The organism is Pseudomonas sp. Os17 (assembly GCF_001547895.1).
Lineage (GTDB): Bacteria > Pseudomonadota > Gammaproteobacteria > Pseudomonadales > Pseudomonadaceae > Aquipseudomonas.
Genome location: NZ_AP014627.1, coordinates 5,350,896 through 5,371,521, shown reverse-complemented (window position 1 = coordinate 5,371,521; position 20,626 = coordinate 5,350,896). Strand labels below are relative to the sequence as shown.

17 protein-coding genes are annotated in these 20,626 nt (G+C 64.5%); 6 read left to right on the top strand and 11 right to left on the bottom strand.

Annotation, left to right across the window (positions count from 1 at the left end):
* Position 1 precedes the first annotated feature (1 nt).
* The 4 genes from POS17_RS23565 to POS17_RS23550 all read right to left on the bottom strand — a co-directional run bounded on the left by POS17_RS23565 (position 2) and on the right by POS17_RS23550 (position 6,356).
* A complete protein-coding gene (locus POS17_RS23565; RefSeq protein WP_060840757.1) occupies positions 2-1,324 on the bottom strand; it encodes an MFS transporter in 1,323 nt (440 codons plus the stop codon).
* Between the two features lie 260 nt (positions 1,325-1,584).
* Entirely contained in the window at positions 1,585-2,919 is a 1,335-nt protein-coding gene (locus tag POS17_RS23560; RefSeq protein ID WP_060840756.1) for a sigma-54-dependent transcriptional regulator, read from the bottom strand.
* On the bottom strand, positions 2,913-4,679 hold the full coding sequence (locus POS17_RS23555; RefSeq protein WP_060840755.1) for an ATP-binding protein: 1,767 nt from the start codon (positions 4,677-4,679) through the stop codon (positions 2,913-2,915). The genes POS17_RS23560 and POS17_RS23555 overlap by 7 nt, the downstream gene beginning before the upstream one ends.
* 153 nt (positions 4,680-4,832) lie before the next feature.
* Complete coding sequence (locus tag POS17_RS23550) at positions 4,833-6,356, bottom strand: fumarate hydratase (RefSeq protein WP_060840754.1); 1,524 nt, start codon at positions 6,354-6,356, stop codon at positions 4,833-4,835.
* A 337-nt stretch (positions 6,357-6,693) separates the two neighbouring features.
* Between POS17_RS23550 and POS17_RS23545 the strand changes: the two genes are divergently transcribed.
* The 3 genes from POS17_RS23545 to POS17_RS23535 are packed head-to-tail and all read left to right on the top strand — an operon-like array spanning position 6,694 to position 9,509.
* Entirely contained in the window at positions 6,694-7,800 is a 1,107-nt protein-coding gene (locus POS17_RS23545) for a GGDEF domain-containing protein (RefSeq protein ID WP_060840753.1), read from the top strand.
* Positions 7,793-8,731 (top strand): iron-sulfur-binding ferredoxin reductase, encoded by a 939-nt coding sequence (locus POS17_RS23540; RefSeq protein WP_060840752.1) that lies wholly within the window; start codon positions 7,793-7,795, stop codon positions 8,729-8,731. Before POS17_RS23545 ends, POS17_RS23540 begins: the two co-directional genes overlap by 8 nt.
* A 28-nt stretch (positions 8,732-8,759) precedes the next feature.
* Positions 8,760-9,509 (top strand): enoyl-CoA hydratase-related protein, encoded by a 750-nt coding sequence (locus tag POS17_RS23535; RefSeq protein ID WP_060840751.1) that lies wholly within the window; start codon positions 8,760-8,762, stop codon positions 9,507-9,509.
* An 82-nt stretch (positions 9,510-9,591) separates the two neighbouring features.
* Here POS17_RS23535 and pyk read toward each other — a convergent pair whose 3' ends face one another.
* The gene (gene pyk, locus POS17_RS23530; protein WP_016963242.1) at positions 9,592-11,043 is read right to left on the bottom strand and encodes a pyruvate kinase; all 1,452 of its coding nucleotides are present in this window, start codon (positions 11,041-11,043) and stop codon (positions 9,592-9,594) included.
* A gap of 157 nt (positions 11,044-11,200) precedes the next feature.
* Between pyk and POS17_RS23525 the strand changes: the two genes are divergently transcribed.
* Together POS17_RS23525 and POS17_RS23520 are read left to right on the top strand one after the other, a co-directional pair.
* Positions 11,201-11,575, top strand: coding sequence for a hypothetical protein (locus tag POS17_RS23525; protein ID WP_060840750.1), 375 nt, complete (start codon positions 11,201-11,203; stop codon positions 11,573-11,575).
* A gap of 218 nt (positions 11,576-11,793) precedes the next feature.
* Entirely contained in the window at positions 11,794-12,153 is a 360-nt protein-coding gene (locus POS17_RS23520; RefSeq protein ID WP_060840749.1) for a PilZ domain-containing protein, read from the top strand.
* A 15-nt stretch (positions 12,154-12,168) separates the two neighbouring features.
* Here the strand turns inward: POS17_RS23520 and POS17_RS23515 are convergent, their stop codons facing one another.
* Genes POS17_RS23515 through POS17_RS23490 form a run of 6 tightly spaced genes read right to left on the bottom strand, consistent with a single transcriptional unit; the run spans position 12,169 to position 18,935 of the window.
* Entirely contained in the window at positions 12,169-13,500 is a 1,332-nt protein-coding gene (locus POS17_RS23515; RefSeq protein ID WP_060840748.1) for a DUF58 domain-containing protein, read from the bottom strand.
* Between the two features lie 13 nt (positions 13,501-13,513).
* Complete coding sequence (locus POS17_RS23510) at positions 13,514-14,539, bottom strand: AAA family ATPase (protein ID WP_060840747.1); 1,026 nt, start codon at positions 14,537-14,539, stop codon at positions 13,514-13,516.
* Positions 14,536-15,699: a DUF4350 domain-containing protein gene (locus POS17_RS23505; protein WP_060840746.1), complete on the bottom strand. Its 1,164-nt coding sequence runs from the start codon at positions 15,697-15,699 to the stop codon at positions 14,536-14,538. The genes POS17_RS23510 and POS17_RS23505 overlap by 4 nt, the downstream gene beginning before the upstream one ends.
* Positions 15,696-17,246, bottom strand: coding sequence for a DUF4129 domain-containing protein (locus POS17_RS23500; protein ID WP_060840745.1), 1,551 nt, complete (start codon positions 17,244-17,246; stop codon positions 15,696-15,698). The genes POS17_RS23505 and POS17_RS23500 overlap by 4 nt, the downstream gene beginning before the upstream one ends.
* Entirely contained in the window at positions 17,233-18,213 is a 981-nt protein-coding gene (locus POS17_RS23495) for a stage II sporulation protein M (RefSeq protein WP_060842005.1), read from the bottom strand. Before POS17_RS23495 ends, POS17_RS23500 begins: the two co-directional genes overlap by 14 nt.
* Positions 18,210-18,935, bottom strand: coding sequence for an RDD family protein (locus POS17_RS23490; RefSeq protein ID WP_060840744.1), 726 nt, complete (start codon positions 18,933-18,935; stop codon positions 18,210-18,212). Before POS17_RS23490 ends, POS17_RS23495 begins: the two co-directional genes overlap by 4 nt.
* Positions 18,936-19,120: 185 nt before the next feature.
* On the opposite strand from POS17_RS23490, the gene sbcB reads away from it, so the two are divergent.
* On the top strand, positions 19,121-20,548 hold the full coding sequence (sbcB, locus tag POS17_RS23485; RefSeq protein WP_060840743.1) for an exodeoxyribonuclease I: 1,428 nt from the start codon (positions 19,121-19,123) through the stop codon (positions 20,546-20,548).
* The last annotated feature ends 78 nt before the right edge of the window (positions 20,549-20,626 follow it).

Here is a 20,626-nt window from a genome sequence, read left to right as displayed (position 1 = left end):
TTCAGTCGGTCTCGATCCGCGAATGCTTGCGGGTGTCCTTCATGGTCGCGTAGACCAGCAGCGAACAGGCAATACAGGCGGTGACGTACCAGTAGTAGCCGGTTTCCATGCCGATGCTCTTGAACCACAGGGCGATGTATTCCGCGGTGCCGCCGAAGATCGACACGGTCAGTGCGTAGGGCAGGCCCACGCCCAGGGCGCGGATTTCCGTGGGGAACAGCTCGGCCTTGACCACTGCGTTGATCGAGGTATAGCCGCTGACGATGATCAGCGCCGCCATGATCAGGAAGAACGCGCCCCACCAGGTCTGGATGGTGTGCAGGGTGGTGAGGATCGGCACGGTGAACAGCGTGCCGAGGATGCCGAAGGCAATCAGGATCGGCCGCCGGCCGACCTTGTCCGAGAGGGCACCGATTACCGGCTGCAGGCACATGAACAGGAACAGGGTGGCGGCAGAAATGGTGGTCGAGTCGGAAATGCTCATGCCGACGGTGTTCACCAGGTATTTCTGCATGTAGGTGGTGTAGGTGTAGAAGGCCAGGGTGCCGCCCATGGTCAGGCCGACCACGGTCAGCAGTTCCTTGGGATGACGCATCAGGGTGCGCATCAGGCTTTCTTTGGGCTTCTCTTTCTTCTTGGTGAAGGACTCGGTTTCTTCCATGCCGCGACGCAGGTAGAGCGCCACCACCGCACACAGGGCGCCGATGCCGAACGGAATCCGCCAGCCCCAGGATTGCAGCTCCTCGGTGGTGAGGATGTTCTGCAGCACGATCAGTACCCCCAGGGCGATGAGCTGGCCGGAGATCAGGGTCACGTACTGGAAGCTGGAGAAGAAGCCGCGACGATCCTTGGTCGCCATCTCGCTGAGGTAGGTGGCCGAGGTGCCGTATTCACCGCCCACCGACAGGCCCTGCATCAGGCGCGCCAGCACCAGCAGGATCGGGGCGCCGACGCCGATGGTTTCGTAACCCGGGGTCAGGGCGATGATCAGCGAGCCGAAGCACATCAGCAGCACCGAAGCCATCAGCGCGGCTTTACGGCCTTTGCGGTCGGCGTACAGGCCCATCAGCCAGCCACCGATCGGGCGCATCAGGAAGCCCACGGCGAAGATCGCGGCGGTGTTCAGCAGTTGCGCGGTGGTGTCGCCCTTGGGGAAGAAGACCTTGGCGAAGTACAGCGAGAAGGCGGCGTAGACGTACCAGTCGTACCACTCGACCATGTTGCCCACGGAACCGCTGAAGATCGACTTCAGGCGGCTGGCGGTGGTCTTTTCGGTGGCGGATGCGGCCGCCGACCCAGCAGGCAGGGTATTAGAGATATCCATGACGGATCCTTCTATTCATTGTTTTTGTGGAGCGCGCGCAAGCGCAGCCTGCTGGGGCTATAGCAGGACCTGTGCCAGGGCCGGGAAGCCCGGAATACAAGGGTTTGGCGAAAAGGATGAGCGGAAATCCGCCGATTGGCGGCGATCTCATGAGCGGAAATCTGCCAGGGGGGGGGCAGGGGCAAGCTTTAAGCTGCAAGCCGCAAGCTTGGCGTTTGGCTTGCCGCTTGCCGCTTGCCGCTTCTGCTGCCGTTGTCGCTTCAGCTGTCCTTGAGGAACATTTCCCGGGTCAGGCCGTGCCGCTGCATTTTTTCATTCAGGGTCCGGCGTGGCAGTTGCAGTTCGTTGAGCACGGCCTTGATCTCGCCCTTGTGGCGGGTCAGGGCGGCGCGCAGGCATTGGGCTTCGAAGGCTTCCTGCTGCGCGGCCAGGGATGGGCCGGTTTCAAGCACTTCGGCCTCCGGCTCCCCGAGGCCCAGCACCTGACGCTCGGCGGCGTTGGCCAGTTCGCGCACGTTGCCCGGCCAGTCGTGACTGAGCAGGCGGCTCAACTGGGCGCCACTCAAGGGCGCGACGCTGCGTCCCAGGCGCTCGGCGGCGGCCCGGGCGAAGTGCTCGTAGAGCTGTGGAATGTCTTCGCGGCGCTCGCGCAGGGGCGGCAGGCGCAGTTCGGCCACGGTCAGGCGATAGGCCAGGTCTTCGCGGAATCGTCCGGCCCGCGCTTCCTCCAGCAGGTCCGGTTTGGTGGCGGCGATCACCCGCAGGTCGACCTTGATGCTCTGGTTGGCCCCCAGGCGCTCCAGTTTCTGTTCCTGCAACACCCGCAGCAGCTTGACCTGCTGGGCCAGGGGCATGCTCTCGATCTCGTCGAGAAACAGCGTGCCGCCGTCGGCGTATTCCAGCTTGCCGATGCGTCGGCCCTGGGCGCCGGTGAACGCCCCGCTTTCATGGCCGAACAGTTCGGCCTCGAACAACTGCTCGGGGATCGCTGCGCAGTTCAGGGCCACGAAGGGTTTGCCGGCCCGGGGGCCGAAGTCGTGCAGGCAGCGGGCAACCAGCTCCTTGCCGCTGCCGGTTTCGCCACGGATCAGCACATTGACTGGCAGCGCGGCCAGGTCCAGCACCTGGCGGCGCAGGGTCTGCAGGGCGCGGGACGCCCCGAGCAAGGTGGCATCGAGCTTGGCCCGGCTGTCGGCCTGGTGATGCAGGTGGCGGTTCTCCAGGACCAGGCGCCGCTTGTCCAGGGCCCGGCGCAGGCTGCTGAGCAGGGTATCGGGGCTGAAGGGTTTTTCCAGGAAGTCATAGGCGCCGTCGCGCATGGCCTCGACCGCCATGGGCACATCACCGTGGCCGGTGAGCAGGATGATCGGCAGATCCGGGTCCAGGCGCTGGACCTGGGCCAGCAGCTCCAGGCCACTGATACCAGGCATGCGCACGTCGCTGAGGATCACCCCGGGAAAGTTCTGCGGCAATTGCGCCAGGCAGTCCTCGCCACGGCTGAACAGCTGGACGCTGAACCCCGAGAGGCTCAGCCACTGTTCGACGGCGGTGCGGATACTGGCCTCGTCATCCACCACGATCACCGAGTTCAGCATTGGATATGGGCCTCCAGGTCGATGGGCAGGCTCAGGGTGAACACTGCGCCCTGATCGCGATTGGCGGCGCTCAAGCGTCCTCCCAGTTCATGGACGATGGCGTAGGACACCGCCAGACCCAGGCCCAGGCCGTCGCCCACCGGCTTGGTGGTGAAGAACGGGTCGAACACGCTCAGCAGGTGTTCTTCGGCGATCCCGCCGCCGCTGTCGGCGACCCGCAGTTGCCACAGCTGGTCCTCGGCTTCGAGGCTGATCTGCAGGTGTTTTTCGGGCTTGTTCTGCATGGCGTCGAGGGCGTTGCGCAGCAGGTTGATCAGCACCTGCTCCAGGCGGATGGCATCGCCGCGAACCCAGGCCGGGCGGGTCAGGTGCAGCTCGACCTGGATGTTGTCGGCACGCAGCCGGGTTTCCAGCAGTTGCAGCGACTGGTCCACCACCGCGGCCAGGTCCAGGCGTTCGCGCAGGCCGCTGGGGCTCTTGCGGGCAAAGGTCTTGAGATGACTGGTGAGGGCGGCCATGCGCGTCAGCATGTCGTCCAGGGGCCGCAGGGCCTTGTAGGCCTCATCCACCCGACCGTGATCCAGCAGCAGCCGCAGGGTGGCGAGCTGCATGCGCTGGGCGGTCAGTGGCTGGTTGATTTCATGGGCCAGGGCCGCGGACATCTGCCCCAGGGCGGCCAGCTTGGCCGATTGCACTAGGCCTTCCTGGGCGGTGCGCAGGTCCCGGGTGCGTTCTTCCACCAGTTGTTCCAGCTCCTGGCGATTGCGCTGGCGGATTTTCCCCAGGCGCCAGCGCTGGCTGAGGAACAGCAACAGGAACACCAGGGTCAGCCAGGCGCCGGCGGCGGCGAGGCCGGCGTTGCGGCTTTCCTCGAAGGCGCTCGCCGGCTTGCGCAGCAGGTGCAGGGTCCAGCCTTCGGCGCTCAGCGGCAGGGATTCCCACAGGTAATTGGCAACGCCGTCGGGGCCGTCGACCCGGACCAGGCTGCTGTTGGCGTCAAACCGTTGCAGGGCCGTGTGTTGCAGCGGAGTCAGGGGTTGCTTGTCGTACTGGCGGGTCAGCCTGATGTCCGCCAGATCGCTTTCGGACAGCGGCTGTAACTGCCGATAGCGCCAGCCGGGCTGGTTGGCGATAAAGATGATGCCTCGCGAGTCGCTGACCAGGAGGGTGTCATTGCCCTGGCTCCATTCATGCTCCAGCTCGGGAAACTCCAGCTTGACCACCATGGCCCCGAGGAAGTCATCGTTGTCGGCCTTGACCGCGCTGGAGAGGAAATACCCGGGAATCCCGCTGGTCACGCCCACCGCGTAGAAACGTCCGCTGCCCTGGCTACGGGTCTGCTTGAAGTAGGGGCGGAAACCGTAATTGTGGCCCACATAGCTGCTGGGCAACTGCCAGTTGCTGGCGGCCACGGCCAGGCCTTCGTGGTTGAGCAGCTCAAGGGTCGAGGAGCGGGCGGCGCCGTTGATCTTTTCCAGCTTGCGGTTCAGTGCATCCTGGGTCTGTGCCGTGACCGGGCCCTGCAGCGCCGCACGCAGTTCCGGGTCCAGGGCCAGCACCGCCGGCAGCGCGCGATAGCGCTCGATCAGGGTGTGCAGGGAGTTGGCGTAGAGTCCCAGCTGCTCGTTGGCGCGAGCCGCCTCTTCCACCAGTGCCAGGCGCTCGGCGTGGCGCATGGCCAGGCCGGCGCTGATTACGGTACCGGCGAGAATCACCAGGATGTAGAACGTCAAGCGTAGAGGGCGAGAGATCTGGGCCATGAGTCGGGGCAGGCTGCAATGGGGGCGGGAACGATAGCATGAGCGCCGGAGGTAACGTTGATCGCCGACAGTGTCGCGCAAGGGCGCGGCATAAAAAAAGCGGCGGGCCGTTGTCTCAACAGCGCCGCCGCTTTGGCCAGACGAGAGAAGGGCTTACTGCACTTCTACCGCCAGGCTGTCACTGATCTTTTTCTGCCAGATGGCGGGACCGGTGATGTGGACCGACTCGCCTTTGCTGTCCACGGCGACAGTCACCGGCATGTCCTTGACCTCGAACTCGTAGATCGCTTCCATGCCCAGTTCGGCAAAGGCCAGGACCTTGGACTTCTTGATCGCCTGGGCCACCAGGTAGGCGGCGCCGCCGACGGCCATCAGGTACACGGCCTTGCTGTCCTTGATCGCGTCGATGGCGGTCGGGCCGCGCTCGGACTTGCCGATCATGCCCAGCAGGCCGGTCTGCTCGAGGATCTGCCGGGTGAACTTGTCCATCCGCGTGGCGGTGGTCGGACCGGCCGGACCCACCACTTCGTCGCCTACCGGATCAACCGGGCCAACGTAGTAGATGAAGCGACCCTTGAGGTCCACCGGCAGGGTTTCGCCCTTGTTCAGCATCTCGACCATGCGCTTGTGCGCAGCGTCGCGGCCGGTGAGCATCTTGCCGTTGAGCAGCACGGTTTCGCCCGGTTTCCAGCTCTGTACTTCTTCCGGGGTCAGGGTGTCGAGGTTGACCCGACGCGCCGACGGGCCGGCTTCCCAGACGATTTCCGGGTAGGCGTCCAGAGGTGGTGCTTCCAGTGCGGCCGGGCCCGAGCCGTCGAGCACGAAGTGCGCGTGGCGGGTGGCGGCGCAGTTGGGGATCATGCACACCGGCAGGGAGGCGGCGTGGGTCGGGTAGTCCATGATCTTCACGTCGAGCACGGTGGTCAGGCCGCCCAGGCCCTGGGCGCCGATGCCCAGCTGGTTGACCTTCTCGAACAGCTCCAGGCGCATTTCTTCGATGCGGTTGGACGGGCCGCGAGCCTTGAGCTCGTGGATGTCGATGGATTCCATCAACACTTCCTTGGCCATCACCGCGGCTTTCTCGGCGGTGCCGCCGATGCCGATGCCCAGCATGCCCGGTGGGCACCAGCCGGCACCCATGGTCGGAACGGTCTTGAGCACCCAGTCGACGATCGAGTCGGACGGGTTGAGCATGGCCATCTTCGACTTGTTCTCGGAGCCGCCGCCCTTGGCTGCCACGTCCACTTCCACGGTGTTGCCCGGGACGATGGAGTAGTGGATGACCGCCGGGGTGTTGTCCTTGGTGTTTTTCCGGGCACCTGCCGGGTCGGCGAGGATGGAGGCGCGCAGGACGTTTTCCGGCAGGTTGTAGGCGCGACGCACGCCTTCGTTGATCATGTCGTCCAGGCTCATGGTGGCGCCGTCCCAGCGCACGTCCATGCCCACGCGAACGAACACGGTGACGATGCCGGTGTCCTGGCAGATCGGCCGGTGGCCGGTGGCGCACATGCGCGAGTTGATCAGGATCTGCGCCATGGAATCACGGGCGGCCGGCGATTCTTCGCGCAGGTAGGCCTCGTGCATCGCCTGGATGAAGTCCACGGGGTGGTAGTAGGAAATGAACTGCAGGGCGTCGGCAACGCTCTGAATCAGGTCGTCTTGCTTGATCACGGTCATGAGTCGCGCTCCTCTAAAAGACGGGAACATTTAATAAGGTGGCTGCAGCGGGGTACATCGGTCGGTTGCAGGCACCTTCTAAGGCACGCCGGACAGACAACTGGCGCGACGCTAAAAAGGCGCGGCAGTATACCGCGCCTGGGGGCCTGGCACACCCGCCAGCCGGGCAAACGAAAGTCGCCTATCGGATGGGCACCGTTCTTGCGTGGATCGGCGGCGAAAGCGCGGAACACGGCTTAAAATTTGGATAGTCATTTGCAGGGCGCAGCACTAAAGTGGCAACTGGCCTGCAGGGTAGGACACTCTTTAAGCCTCCTTTCTCACGGTGAATCGACGATTGACCCATAAAGCCATCCAGAGCTTGTTGTTCAAGCGCTTCAGCATTGCCGCTGGCACGTACGGACTGATCCTGCTGCTGTTCTGGCTGGCCGTTCTTACGGGGCACTATCGCGCCTCCATCAGCAGTGCACTGTTGGGCAGCGCGTTGGTGGTGGCCAGCCAGGGGGTGCTGTACTGGGTCTTCACCAGTGGGCGCAACCTGCGCTTTGCCGACCCCAGCCTGACCGAGGTCCAGGTGGTGTTGGGCATTGCCTGGCAGACCTGGCTGATTGCCCATCTGGATCAGGCCCGCGGCGCCTTTCTGGTGTTCTATATCCTGCCGCTGCTGTTCGGCCTGTTTCACTTGTCCCGGCGCGCCTACCTGCGCTGCGCGGCGCTGATCTTCTTCTGCTTTGCCGGGGTCAACCTGTGCGACGGTTTTCGTTTTGTCCTCGAGGACCCGCAACTGGCGGCGCTGCAAGTCTGTGTGTTGCTGGTGATGCTGGTGTGGATGTGCCTGTACGCCGCCTATGTGCAGGCTTCGCGCTCGCGCATGCGGCAGCGGCGTTTTGCCTTGCAGGCCCACCAGGACACGCTGCGGGGAATGATGCGGCAACTGGAGGATCTGGTGGCCACCGACGAACTCACCGGCCTGTTCAATCGTCGGCACTTCCTGCGCAATGCCAGCCGTGAACTGCAGGCCATGGGCCAGGAGCAGGTGCATGGGTTGGCACTGATCGATCTGGATCATTTCAAGCGCATCAACGATCTGCATGGTCACGCGGCGGGGGATCAGGTGTTGCAGGCCTTCGCCGGAGTGGCCAGCGCCTGCCTGCGGGACGGCGATGTACTGGCGCGCTACGGCGGTGAGGAGTTCGTGGTCCTGCTGCCCGAGTGTGATGCCGAGCGCCTGACCTCCTGCTGTGAACGCCTGCGCCTGGCCTTCATGGAGGTGCAACTGGTGGGCCTGAATGTGCGTGACCTGAGTCTGTCCGCGGGGATGACCCTGCTGCAGGCCGGCGATGACCTGGACGTCGCTCTGCAACGGGCCGACCAGGCGCTGTACCGGGCCAAGCGCGATGGCCGCAATCGTTGCTCGGCCGCCTGGGAAAACCTCGATGCCTGAATTGACCGTCGGTAGCCGGCGCTGGTCGGTGGCGCCGGCCAGCAATCTGCTGGATGCCTTGAATCAGGCCGGTGTGGCGGTGCCCTACAGTTGCCGCGCCGGCAGTTGTCACGCCTGTCTGGTGCACTGTGTCCAGGGACTGCCCAGCGACAGTCGGCCGGATGCCCTGAGCGATGAGCAGCGCCGTCGCGGCTGGCGCCTGGCCTGTCAGTGCCAGGTGGTGGAGGATCTGCAGGTCGAGACGTTCAATCCGCAGCGCGATGGCCAGCCGGCCAGGGTGATCGGGCTGGACTGGCTGTCTTCCTCGGTCCTGCGCTTGCGCCTGCAACCTGAACGGCCGTTGCGTTATCGCGCCGGCCAGCACCTGGTGCTGTGGACGGCCACTCAGGTGGCCCGGCCATACTCCCTGGCCAGCCTGCCGGAAGAAGACCGCTTCCTGGAGTTTCACCTGGACTGTCGGCACCCGGGGCAATTCAGCGATGCGGCGCGCCAGTTGCAGGTGGGCGATACCCTCTCTCTGGGCGAGTTGAGCGGTGGTGCCTTGCACTACGACCCGGACTGGCAGCAACGGCCCCTTTGGCTGCTGGCGGCGGGCACCGGGCTGGCGCCGTTGTTTGGCGTTCTGCGCGAGGCCTTGCGGCAGGATCACCAAGGCCCTATCCGTCTCATTCACCTGGCCCATGACAGTTCCGAGCATTACCTGGCCAAACCCTTGGCTGCGCTGGCGGCGAACCGCCCGCAACTGAGCGTCGAGCTGTGGCAGGGGGCTGAGCTGACGGCGGCCTTGGCGCAACTGCGGCTTGTTTCCCGGCAAACCCTGGCCTTACTCTGCGGGCACCCCGACAGTGTCGAAGCCTTTGCCCGGCGTCTGTACCTGGCGGGGCTGCCGCGCAATCAACTGCTGGCCGATGTGTTCCTGCCCCGTGGTTGAGCGCTGACTTTTCCAAAGCGAGATCTCCATGACCGATGCCATCGAGCTGCACCGCGAAGGTGGGCTGCTGACCCTGCGCCTGAACCGCCCCGACAAGAAAAACGCCCTGACCCGTGCCATGTACGGTCGCCTGGCCCAGGCCCTGGCCGAGGCGGACGCCGATCCGCAAATCAATGCCGTGCTGATCTGCGGCAGCAGCGAATGCTTTACCGCCGGCAACGACATCGCCGACTTCCTGGAGCAGCCCCCCAAGGACCTCGACAGCCCGGTGTTCCACTTCATGCGCAACCTGCTCGATTGTCGCAAGCCGGTGGTGGCTGCGGTCGCGGGGGCGGCGGTGGGCATTGGCACCACCTTGCTGCTGCATTGCGATCTGGTCTACGTCAGTCGTGATGCGCGCTTGCGCATGCCGTTCGTCAACCTTGGGCTGTGTCCGGAATTCGGTTCGAGCCTGATCCTGCCGCGCCTGCTGGGGCGGGCCAAGGCCGCTGAGTTGCTGCTGCTCGGCGAAGGCTTCAGTGGCGAACAGGCCGCTGCCTGGGGCATTGCCACTGCGGCTTTGGGGGATGGCGCAGCGACCTTGGCCAAGGCCCGGGAAGCGGCCTTGCGTTTCAGTCAGCTGGCGCCCGACGCGGTGCAGATCAGCAAGCGCCTGATGCAGGCGCCGGATCGTGAGCTGTTGCGCCAGGTCATCGAGCAGGAGGGGATGGAATTCACCCGGCGCCTGCAGTCGCCGGAAGCGATTGCCGCGCTGTCCGGGTTTCTCGCCAAGGGTTGAGGGCGGCGATATCTGTTCCCGGCGGACATGAAAAAGCCCCGGCGTTTTCGGCGCCGGGGCTTTTCGTACAGCGGGTCGGTACTCAGACCATCGGGTCGCCAACGTGCAGGATCTTCATGCCGTTGGTGCCACCGGTGGTGTGGTAGCTGTCGCCCTTGGTGAGGATCACCCAGTCGCCTTTCTCCACGACGCCGCGCTTGAGCAGCTCATCGATCGCGGCCTGGCTGACCTGCTCGGGCGGCAGGGAGGCCGGGTCGAACGGGATGGTGTAGACGCCACGGAACATTGCCGCGCGAGCCTGGGTTTCGCGGTGCGGGGAGTAGGCATAGATCGGCACCGAGGAGCGGATGCGCGACATGATCAGCGGGGTATAGCCACTTTCGGTCAGGGCGATGATCGCCTTGACGCCAGGGAAGTGGTTGGCGGTGTACATGGCGGCCAGGGCGATGCTCTGGTCGCAGCTTTCGAACACCTTGCCCATGCGGTGGCTGGAGGTCTTGCTGGTGGGGTGCTTTTCCGCCCCGACACAGATCCGCGCCATGGCCTGCACCGCTTCCAGCGGGTAGGCGCCGGCGGCGCTTTCCGCCGAGAGCATGACCGCGTCGGTGTAGTCGAGCACGGCGTTGGCCACGTCGGACACTTCGGCACGGGTCGGCATCGGGTTCTGGATCATCGACTCCATCATCTGGGTCGCCACGATCACCGCCTTGTTGTGGCGACGGGCGTGCAGAATGATTTTCTTCTGGATGCCCACCAGCTCGGCATCGCCGATTTCCACGCCCAGGTCGCCACGGGCCACCATCACCGCGTCGCTGGCATTGATCAGGCCGTCGAGGGTTTCGTCGTCGGCCACGGCTTCGGCGCGTTCGATCTTCGCCACCAGCCAGGCAGTGCCACCGGATTCGTCACGCAGCTTGCGCGCGTATTCCATATCGGCGGCGTCGCGAGGGAAGGACACGGCCAAGTAGTCAACCTGCATTTCGGCCGCCAGCTTGATGTCGGCCTTGTCCTTTTCGGTCAGGGCCGGAGCGGTCAGGCCGCCGCCACGACGGTTGATGCCTTTGTGGTCGGACAGCGGGCCGCCCACGGTCACCACGCAATGCAGCTCGGTGGCGGTGGCGGTTTCCACGCGCATCACCACGCGGCCATCGTCCAGCAGCAGTTCGTCATTGACGCCGCAGTCCTTGACCAGGTCCGGGTAGTCGATGCCGACGATGTCCTGGTTGCCTTCGGTCAACGGATGCACGGTGGAGAAGGTGAACTTGTCACCGATCTTCAGTTCGATACGCTTGTTGGCGAATTTGGCGATACGGATTTTCGGGCCTTGCAGGTCACCGAGGATGGCCACGAAGCGGCCGTGCTTGGCTGCCAGGTCGCGGACCAGTTGGGCGCGAGCCTTGTGCTCGTCCGGCGTGCCGTGGGAGAAGTTCAGGCGGGCGACATCCAGGCCTGCAAGAATCAACTGTTCGAGAACTTCCGGCGAGTTACTGGCCGGGCCAAGGGTGGCAACGATTTTGGTACGACGAACGGACATGCACGGACTCCTGAGTTCAAGCGCAACGAGAGGCTACTATGCTCCGAAGTTGTAGTCATTGTTCGTTTGCACTACTTATTGCTTTGTTTGTTTACCGCAACAACCTTGAAGATTTTTGCCGATGAGTCGATACACTGCACAAGACAGGAGATACCCCATGCGATTCGTACTCATTGCTATCTTGGCCGTCAGTGTTGTCGGCTGCACCCGCTGGTCCATGAACCATCATTTGAATAACGCCTATCGCGCTTATGACCGTGGCAACTGCGAGAGCGTGATGCTCGAGTTGAGCCAGGTCGATCGTGACAGTCGTGCGCGGCGCTATATCCAGCCGGAAGTGTCGATGCTGCGCGGGCAATGCCTGGAGCGGCAGAAGTTGTTCGTCGATGCGGCGCAGACTTATCAGTTCATCATTACCCAGTACCCCAGCAGCGAGTACGCCTACCGTGCCCGTGCGCGTCTGGACACCTTGCAGCAACTGGGTCACTACCCGGCAAACGGTGCGGCGCAAGTTCGTCGTACTGCGTTGTAAGTCACAGCGCTGCGGGGCAGTGTAATTGCCCCTCGCGCTTGAGCTAACATTTGTACAGGTTGTTCGAACACTGCCCGGTTCCTGCCTGGGCAGTGGCGTTGAAATCCTCCAGACGATTTTCCTCGCACCTCGAATCCGGGCGAACGAGCTGCTCTTGCAGGTCCGTTCCGATGCACTAGTGCGGTCATGCTTAATGGCCTTTCAAAGCGATACCCAGCATGTTCACTGAACCGCGGATCGAGCGGCATCAACTGCCGTCCTACTTGAGAGTCTTCAATCGGTTTACCGACAAGCCGGTCGGTTTCCTGGGCAATATCTCCGCAGACGGGCTGATGCTGATCAGCCCGTTGCCGATGCTGATCGGCGCCGCGTTCGAGTTGCGGGTCAAGGTTCCCGGCGGTGATGGACAACTGCAGTTCATCGACTTCAGCGCCTGGTGCCTGTGGTGTCACGAGGACTTGACCCCGCACCAGTACGACAGCGGTTTCAGCCTGCTGCGAGCGAGCGACGACTTCGCCGAGCTGGAGCATGCCCTGCGGCATTACTTCAGCTTTCATCCCTTGCAGACGTCGGCCTGACGGGCCCGAACAGCGTTACAGGCTGCCGGCTTTCTTCCAGCCCAGATAACGGCTGACCAGTTTCGCGCCAAGCTCTCCCGGGCGTGCATCGAGCAGGGCGATGCCATGGGCGCTCAGCCGTTCGTGAAGTTCGGCGCGGCCGTTCAGGTAGTTCACCGCCGAGCTGTAGAGCAGCGCTTCGGGCAAGGTCTGCACCGGATTCTGGCGCAACTGGTCGAGCACTTCCTCGCGCAGGCTGGCCACCAGCACCCGATGTTGGCGCCCGATGCGCTTGACCGCGGTCAGCAGTTCCTCATCGTCTTCGTCCCGCAGGTTGGTGACCAGCACCACCAGGGCCCGGCGCTTCTGCCGGGCCAGCAGTTCACTGGCGGCGGCCTGGTAGTCGGCGGGACGCTGGCTGGTGTGCAGATCGTAGACGCCGTTGAGCAGCACATTCAGATGGGCCTGGCCCTTGATCGGCGCCACGTAGCGCGAGCGCTCCCCGGCGAAGGCGTACAGCCCCACGGCATCTCCCTGGCGCAGGGCCACGTAACTGAGCAGCAGGCTGGCGTTGAGGGCATGGTCGAAATGCGCCAGTTCGTCGTCCTGGCTGCGCATGCGGCGTCCGCAGTCGAGCATGAAAATGATCTGCTGGTCGCGCTCGTCCTGATACTCCCGGGCGATGGGCGTGCGTTGGCGGGCGGTGGCTTTCCAGTCGATCTGCCGCAGGCTGTCGCCCTCGCGAAACTCCCGCAACTGATTGAACTCCAGGCCCAGGCCCCGACGCTGCAACTGGCGCACCCCGAGCTGGCTGAGCCAGTTGTCCACCGCCAGCAACTGCGCACCGTACAGGCGGGCGAAGTCCGGATAGACCCGGGTGCTGCCGTGCACCTTGAGCAAACGCCTGGCGCTCCACAGGCCCAGAGGGCTGGGCAGCGCCACCTCACACTGGTCGAAGTCGAAATGTCCCCGTTGCAGCGGCCGCACGCTGTAGCCGACCTTGCTGGCCTGGCCGGGCTCCAGGTTGACGGACTGTGGCAGATGCTCGAAGCCCAGGCCCTGAGGCGGATGATCGAACAGTTGCACGCACAGCGCCTGCCCGTAGGGGTGGCGGATTTCCAGCTGCACTTCGCTCCAGCGCCCCAGGGGCAGGCTGCCGGGCAACTGGCGCCGGACCTCGGGCGAGGCCATGCGCGACAGGCGCAGGGCATCGAGCAGGGCCAGCAGCAACAGGGCCAGCAACAGGCCCCAGGCGATCGAGTCCAGGCGCGGCATGGCCTGGATGCCCAGGGCGCGCATGGCGCCCAGGAGCAGGTCCAGGCCGGCCAGAGTGCCCAGCCAGATGAGCAGCAGACGAGTCGGTTTCATCGTGCTGTACGGCTCACAGGCGCGGAGCCGGGATCTGTTCGAGCATCTGCTTGAGCACCTGCTCCACCGACAGTCCTTCGATATCCAGCTCCGGGGCGATCCGCACCCGGTGGCGCAGCACGGCCATGGCGCAGCCCTTGATGTCATCCGGAACCACGAAGTCGCCGCCACGCAGCAAGGCCCGGGCCCGGGCGCCACGGACCAGGGCAATCGAGGCCCGAGGACCGGCGCCGAGGCTCAGGCCCGGCCAGCTGCGGGTGGCCCGGGCCAGGCGCACGGCATAGTCGAGCACCTGATCGTCCAGGGGCAGGTCACTGGCGATGCGTTGCAGGGCCAGTACGTCCTTGGCCTGGAGCACGGTGCGCAGGGGCTGCACATCGAGCATGTCGGCGCGGGTCGAACGTGCGACCTGGCGGACCATGTCCAGCTCCTCGTCGGCATCCGGGTAGTCCATGCGCAGCTTGAGCATGAAGCGGTCCAGCTCGGCTTCCGGCAGTGGGTAGGTGCCTTCCTGTTCGATGGGGTTCTGGGTGGCCAGGACCATGAACGGCTGGGCAATGGGCAGGGCCCGGCCTTCCAGGGTGACCTGGCGTTCCTGCATGGCTTCCAGCAGGGCGGCCTGGGTCTTGGCTGGGGCGCGGTTGATCTCGTCCGCCAGCAGCAGGTTGGTGAACAGCGGGCCCTTGCGCAGCTTGAACTGTTCGCTCTGCAGGTCGTACACCGCGTGGCCGGTGACGTCGCTGGGCATCAGGTCCGGGGTGAACTGGATCCGCGCGAAGTCACCGCCGAAGCAGCGGGCCAGGGCCCGTACCAGCAGGGTCTTGCCGAGGCCGGGAACCCCTTCGAGCAGCACGTGGCCACCGGCGATCAGGGCGGTCAGCACGTCATCGATCACCGCGGTCTGGCCGATCAGCACTTTCTGCAGTTCCTGGCGCACGGCCTGGGCCAGTTGGCTGGCGCGCTGGCGCTGCTGGGCGGCATGCTCCTGTGGCGCTGGAGCCTCGGAGGTGTCTTGGGATTCGACGGGTTGTTCGCTCATAGGGCATTCCTGAGTGTTTGCAGGTGGGCGACCTGGTGGCTGAAATCAGCGCTGGAAAGGCGCTGCCCGGACAAGGGTTGCAGGGCTTGTTGCACCGTGCTGACCGGCTGTTGGCTGAGCTGGGCGAGGACCTCCCACTGGGCTTCGCTGGGCAATTGCTCGAAGCCCGGATAGCGGCGGCGCGCCCGGCGCCGGATATCCAGGTGCAGCGCTTGCAGCAACGGCGCCTGGCCGCCATGGCGCAGGAGAAAGTCGGCGCTGGCCCGCAGATGCTCGCGTAGCTGACGCCGGGCCTTGGGGGCCGGTGCCTGCAACGGACCCTGGCGGCTGCCGGCCTGCCACAGCCACAGGCCGATCAGCAGTGCCAGGGCCACCAGCGCCTGGGGGAAATAGCGCCAGAGCAATTGCCACAGGCTCGGGTGGTCGGTGTCGAACAGCAGGGTCACCGCCGTATCGGTATTCAGGTACCACAGCAGCCAGGCGTTGTCGTACAGACCGATGCCCGGGGTTTTCCAGATGTCGGCATCGGTCAGCACGGTGACCGATCCCTGGCCGTAGTCGAGCTGGACCATGTGGGTGGCCGTGGCGCTGTTGGCCCAGGACTGGGCCAGGTTGTCCGGGTCGACCAGATCAAAGTCGGTATCGAAGCTGACGTAGGCCGGGGCCTGTTCGCCTTCCAGGTAAATCTTGGTCAGCTTCGGAAAGGCGTCGTCGGCGTCCTGTTGCACCGGTGGTTCCTGGTCCGCGCTGAGCTGCTGATGGATCTGTACCCGGTCCAGCAGCAAATCGCCGCTTTGCTCGGTGTCTTCGTCCCACAGGGCTTCGGCGACAAAGATCAGCCGGCCGCCGGCACGGGCCCAGTCCAGCACCTGGTCGACCTGGTGCGGACTCATGTTGGAGCGCTCGCCGAGCAGCAGCAGGCTGTTGCCGACCGGCTTGAGGCTGGCCAGCACTTCCAGGCTGTTGGCGTGGTCGACCTTGAGGCCGCGCTCGCGCAAGAACATCTCGGCAGCCAGATAGGGATTGGCCTGGGCCTCGGGAGACGGGCCGTGATCGACCAGTTCCTGATAGGGCGTGGCGTGGCGGTACAGGAAGTAGCCGGCAGCGCCCAGTACCAGGATCAGCAACAGCGCCAGGCCGCCCCACAGATAGCGTTTCATGCGCAGGCTCCCGGGCCGAACAGGCTACGCCAGCCATCGCACAGTTGCGCTTGCAGGTCGGCGCCGGGCACGCGATGACCGTAAGCCATGTTCTGCCAGTGGGTGGTCAGTTCGCGGCTGAAGGCTTCCAGGGACGGTTGCTGCAGCGCCTTGATCCGCTCCAGTACCTGACCTTCGGTGTCGGCCACGCTCAGCGGCAGTTGAAAGTCCTCCAGCAAGCGGCTGAGCAAGGCCCGATACAACAGGCCCAGCGCTTCCCGAGGCTGGCTGGCCCACAGTGCCTGGGCGTGGGCGGCCACGTCGGCGGGCAGGGTCTGGCTGCTGACGTCCAGGCCGAACAGCTGCTGGGGGATCGGCGCCGGGCGCTTTTTACGCGGCAGCGGACGGCGGCCGACAAAGGCCCGCAGCCAGTCGCGGTAGCGCCACAGCAACCAGCCCAGGGCACTTAGCAGCAAGCCCCAGAGGAGGATTTCCAGGCCCTTGGCAAGGTTGCCGAAGCGATTCTGGTCGAGGCTTTCCAGCAGGCTCTTGAGCCAGCCCGGAGGCTTGCCCTTGGCGTCCTTTTTCGCTGTTTGCTCCTCACCGAAGCGGTAGCGGGTGACCGATTCCTGATTCTTGAACGGCGGTTTATCCAGGATGCCCTGGATGCTGTCTTTCGCGGCCTTGCTGGTCAGGGGTTGCTGCAACAACCGGGGCACTTCGGGGCCGGCCACGGAACTGCTGGGGCTGGCTGCCCACGGCGCCTGGCCCGGCACCGCCAGCAACAGGCCGCTCACCAGCAGCAGCGCCGCGACGCCGCCCAGGCGCTGACGCAGGCGGCGAAACACCAGCTCGATGTCCCAGGCCTCGAGCTCGGTGCGGCGATTGAGGTACAGGCTGAAGCCGCAGGCCACGTAGATCGGTTCCCAGATCACCAGCACCAGGGCGTAGAAGGCGTTGGTCAGGTGTTCCAGCCACAGCCAGTCCTGCTGGGCGGCAATGACCAGGCTCTGCCAGTTCCAGTCCAGCTCGACCTGTTGCGGCAGCAGCAGGTAGAACAGCACCAGCAGGCCGATCCACAAGGCGCCCTCCAGATGCATGCCGATCAGCGTCAGCCAGCGCGCAGCCCCGGCGTTGCGCTGCAACAGCACCCCCAGGCGCTGCTGCCGGGCGTCGCCGTCCAGGCCCTCCAGTTGCACCACCGGCAGGACGAAACTGCGGCTCAGGCTGAAGCGGCGCCAGGTCAGGCTGGCCAGCCATTGCGATTTGAGCAGGCGCGGCCACTGGCGCAGGGCCTGGCCCAGGCTCGGGGTTTCACCGAACAAAGCCTTGGACAGGATAAACAGCGGCAAGGGCTCGAAGGCCGGCTTGAGCCACCAGAACAGCAGCACCGCCAGGGAGGGCGATTGCCACAGCAGCAGGCTCAGCAGGGCGAACACCGGCAGACTGACGATGGCCCAGCTGGTCATCAGCAGCCACCGGTGGCGCTGGCTCAGGAGTACGCCCAGGTCCATGGCTTCCCAAGTCGTGCGGGGGCGGATCACCACACTGGCATCACTCAGGCGCATGGGGTTCTCGTCCGGCCAGGGTCAGGTACGCCAGCATCAGGCCCCACAGGCTGGCGCCGACGCTGTATTTGATCCAGGCCGCCGGCCAGGTCATGGAGGACCAGTAGGCTTCTATAAAAGCGGCGATCAGCAGAAACACGATCACCCCGTAGATCAGTTGCACGCTGATCCGCGCAGCCTGCAACAGCGCGTCGCCGCGCCGCAGGCGTCCGGGGGCGATCAGTGCCCAGCCCATCTTCAGCCCGGCCGCTCCGGACAGGGCAATGGCGCTCAGTTCGAAGGCACCATGGCCGATGACGAAGGGCCAGAAGGTCTGGCCGAAGCCGATCTGGGTCAGGTGGCCGGCGATGGCGCCGATCATCAGGCCGTTGAAGAACAGGAAGAACACACTGCCCAGGCCAAACAGCAGGCCGCTGGCGAAGGTCTGAAAGGCGATACCGATGTTGTGCATGATGTAGTAGCCGAACATCACCCAGTCTTCGCTGGAGGCGCGCTCGGCGACCCGTCCCAGGCGTGCGCCGCCAGGGTCGTACATGCTGCGCATTTCCGATACCTGCTGCGGGCTCACCAGGCTGTAGACCAGTTCGGGGTACAGGTACACCAACAGGCCGATACCCAGCAGGCTGCCGAAGAACAGCAGGCTGGCGATCAGTACCAGGCGCCATTCCTGGCGCACCAGGCGTGGAAAGCCGGCCAGTAAGAAAGCCAGGACATTGGCGCTGATGGCGGTGCGTTGCCGGTAGAGTTGCTGATGGCCGCGCAACACCAGTTGCTGCAATGGATCGATCAAGTAACTGCTGTAGCCGCGCTCCTGGGCCAGGGCCAGGTGCTGGCACAGGCGGCGGTAGTCCTGGACGAAGGTCTGGCAGTCTTCGGCCCGGGCGCGACCCCGCTCGAGCTGGTCGAGCAGTTGCTCGAACTGTTGCCATTGCGCCTGGTGGCGGCTTTCGAAAAGGCTCTGTTTCATGTGGATCCCAGAAAGCCGCGAGCGATGCCATTGAGTTCGGCTGTCGCCTGGGCTGCGGGCACGTGCAGTGGTTGCGCGAGGATGCCTGCCAGTTCCCGGGTTCGTTCGGCAGACAGCTGGCCCTGGCGTTCGGCAAAGCCGAGGATCGCCCGTTGTTCATTCAGGCTCAGGGCGAAGGGCGCGGAGCGGGGCGTGGCGTCGGGCAGTTGCGGTCGGGTCAGGGATTGCTCGCGGTAGATCACCAGGGTGCCGGCGGCCAGATCGCCGAGGCGCTTGAAGGTCGGATGCTGCAGGCAACTGATGGCGCCGAGGAAGTAGCCGAACGGCAACATGTCGGCAAAACGCAGCAGGTTGCGGGTCAGGGAGGCGCTCCAGCCAATGGGGGTGCCATCGTCCTGAACCACTCGCAGTCCCATCAGGTGCTTGCCGGGCGAGCGGCCCTGGTTCAGCACCTCGAACAGCACCATGTACCACCAGCTGATCAGGAACAGCAGGATCGAACCGAGGCCGATGCCGATCTCGCCGAAGAAGCCCAGCACGATGAACAGCAGGCCCAACACCAGCCCGCGAATGCCCAGGTCGAGGGAAAACGCCAGGGTACGGACCAGCAACCCCGCCGGTCGCAGCGGCAGATCGATACCCTCGGGGGTTTCGACCTGATACCGCGTATCCAGTGGCGGGTGCAGCGATGCGTTCCTTGGCGTTGCTGTCGTCTCAAGCATGGGCAACTTGGGGGCTTGGCCTGGTAGAGAAAAATCCAGCGCAGATGCTAGCAGTGTCCGAGGGGCAAACGACATCATTAACTACGATTTCGGTGTGCTGCCCTGCGCGCCGCCCGTTCACGCGGCTGGCCCTGGTGACGCTTGAGCGCCTAGACTGCGGCGGTCTTTCAGTTCAGGAACAGGCCGTGACTTCCCTCTTTTGGTACGACTACGAAACCACCGGCATCAATCCGCGCTGCGATCGCCCGTTGCAAGTGGCCGGTATTCGCACCGACCTGGCGCTCAACGAGATCGACGAGCCGGTCAACCTCTATTGCCAGCCCAGCGACGATATCCTGCCGCACCCGGCAGCCTGCATGATCACCGGCATCACCCCCGGTCGCCTGGCGGCCCAGGGCTTGAGCGAGGCGGACTTCATGACCCGGGTGCACGCCCAGCTGGCGCGCCCCGGCACCTGTGGCGTGGGCTACAACACCCTGCGCTTCGACGATGAGGTGACCCGCTACAGCCTGTATCGCAATTTCTTCGATCCCTATGCCCGCGAGTGGCAGGGCGGCAACAGTCGCTGGGATCTGATCGATGTGGTGCGCACCGCCTATGCCTTGCGTCCCGAGGGTATCGTCTGGCCCGAGGAACAAGGGCAGGTGACCCTCAAGCTGGAACGGCTGACCGCGGCCAACGGCATCGATCATGGCCAGGCCCACGATGCGCTGTCCGATGTCCGGGCGACCATTGCCCTGGCGCGGTTGATTCGTGATCGGCAACCCAAGCTCTATGACTGGCTGTTCCAACTGCGCAGCAAACAGCGGGTGATGGATCAGATTCGCCTGTTGCAGCCTCTGGTGCATATTTCCGGGCGCTTTTCCGCCGCGCGCCACTACCTCGGCGTGGTACTGCCCCTGGCCTGGCATCCGCGCAATCGCAATGCGCTGATTGTCTGTGACTTGCATCTGGATCCTCAGGGATTGCTGGAGCTGGATGCCGACACCTTGCGTCAGCGTTTATATACCCGGCGTGATGATCTGGCGGACGGCGAGTTGCCGGTGCCGTTGAAACTCATCCATATCAATCGCTGCCCGGTAGTGGCGCCCTTGAATGTCTTGCGGGGCGAGGATCAACAGCGATTGCACTTGGACATGGAGCAGTACCAGCGCCGGGCCGGGCTTTTGACTGAAACTCAGGAAGTTTGGCGGGATAAACTTTCGCTGATTTATGGGCCCGATGAGTTCGCGGCCAGCGAGGACCCGGAGCAACAGTTGTACGACGGCTTTATTGGCGATCGCGACCGGCGATTGTGTGAGCAAGTACGTGAGGCCGACCCGCTGCATTTGGCTCGGCAACAGTGGCCCTTTGATGATGAGCGCTTGCCCGAATTGCTCTTTCGCTACCGCGCTCGCAACTTTCCGGAAACATTGGATGACGCCGAGCAAGAGCGTTGGCGGGCATTTTGTCGTCAGCGTTTGCTAGAAGCGAAATTCGGCGCGCCCAATACCCTGGAAAGTTTTGCCCAGGGGCTTGAACAATCGTTGTTAAGTGCAGATCCCAAGCAACGTCAGGTACTGGATGAGTGGCAGGCCCATGTTCAGGACCTCAGCGGGCGCCTGGCTCTTTGAGAGCGGGGCCGGCCCCTTGGGCATTAAGCCCGGCCATGAAAAAACGCCAGCAAGCTGGCGTTTTTTCATGGCGGCGGT

Coding starts and splice junctions, on each gene's coding strand:
- POS17_RS23505 (WP_060840746.1), bottom strand. CDS start 15,699: ATGAAACGCTATCTGTGGGGCGGCCTGGCGCTGTTGCTGATCCTGGTA.
- POS17_RS23540 (WP_060840752.1), top strand. CDS start 7,793: ATGCCTGAATTGACCGTCGGTAGCCGGCGCTGGTCGGTGGCGCCGGCC.
- POS17_RS23535 (WP_060840751.1), top strand. CDS start 8,760: ATGACCGATGCCATCGAGCTGCACCGCGAAGGTGGGCTGCTGACCCTG.
- POS17_RS23555 (WP_060840755.1), bottom strand. CDS start 4,679: ATGGCCCAGATCTCTCGCCCTCTACGCTTGACGTTCTACATCCTGGTG.
- POS17_RS23565 (WP_060840757.1), bottom strand. CDS start 1,324: ATGGATATCTCTAATACCCTGCCTGCTGGGTCGGCGGCCGCATCCGCC.
- POS17_RS23560 (WP_060840756.1), bottom strand. CDS start 2,919: ATGCTGAACTCGGTGATCGTGGTGGATGACGAGGCCAGTATCCGCACC.
- POS17_RS23490 (WP_060840744.1), bottom strand. CDS start 18,935: ATGCTTGAGACGACAGCAACGCCAAGGAACGCATCGCTGCACCCGCCA.
- POS17_RS23525 (WP_060840750.1), top strand. CDS start 11,201: ATGCGATTCGTACTCATTGCTATCTTGGCCGTCAGTGTTGTCGGCTGC.
- POS17_RS23520 (WP_060840749.1), top strand. CDS start 11,794: ATGTTCACTGAACCGCGGATCGAGCGGCATCAACTGCCGTCCTACTTG.
- POS17_RS23500 (WP_060840745.1), bottom strand. CDS start 17,246: ATGCGCCTGAGTGATGCCAGTGTGGTGATCCGCCCCCGCACGACTTGG.
- POS17_RS23550 (WP_060840754.1), bottom strand. CDS start 6,356: ATGACCGTGATCAAGCAAGACGACCTGATTCAGAGCGTTGCCGACGCC.
- pyk (WP_016963242.1), bottom strand. CDS start 11,043: ATGTCCGTTCGTCGTACCAAAATCGTTGCCACCCTTGGCCCGGCCAGT.
- POS17_RS23510 (WP_060840747.1), bottom strand. CDS start 14,539: ATGAGCGAACAACCCGTCGAATCCCAAGACACCTCCGAGGCTCCAGCG.
- POS17_RS23515 (WP_060840748.1), bottom strand. CDS start 13,500: ATGAAACCGACTCGTCTGCTGCTCATCTGGCTGGGCACTCTGGCCGGC.
- POS17_RS23495 (WP_060842005.1), bottom strand. CDS start 18,213: ATGAAACAGAGCCTTTTCGAAAGCCGCCACCAGGCGCAATGGCAACAG.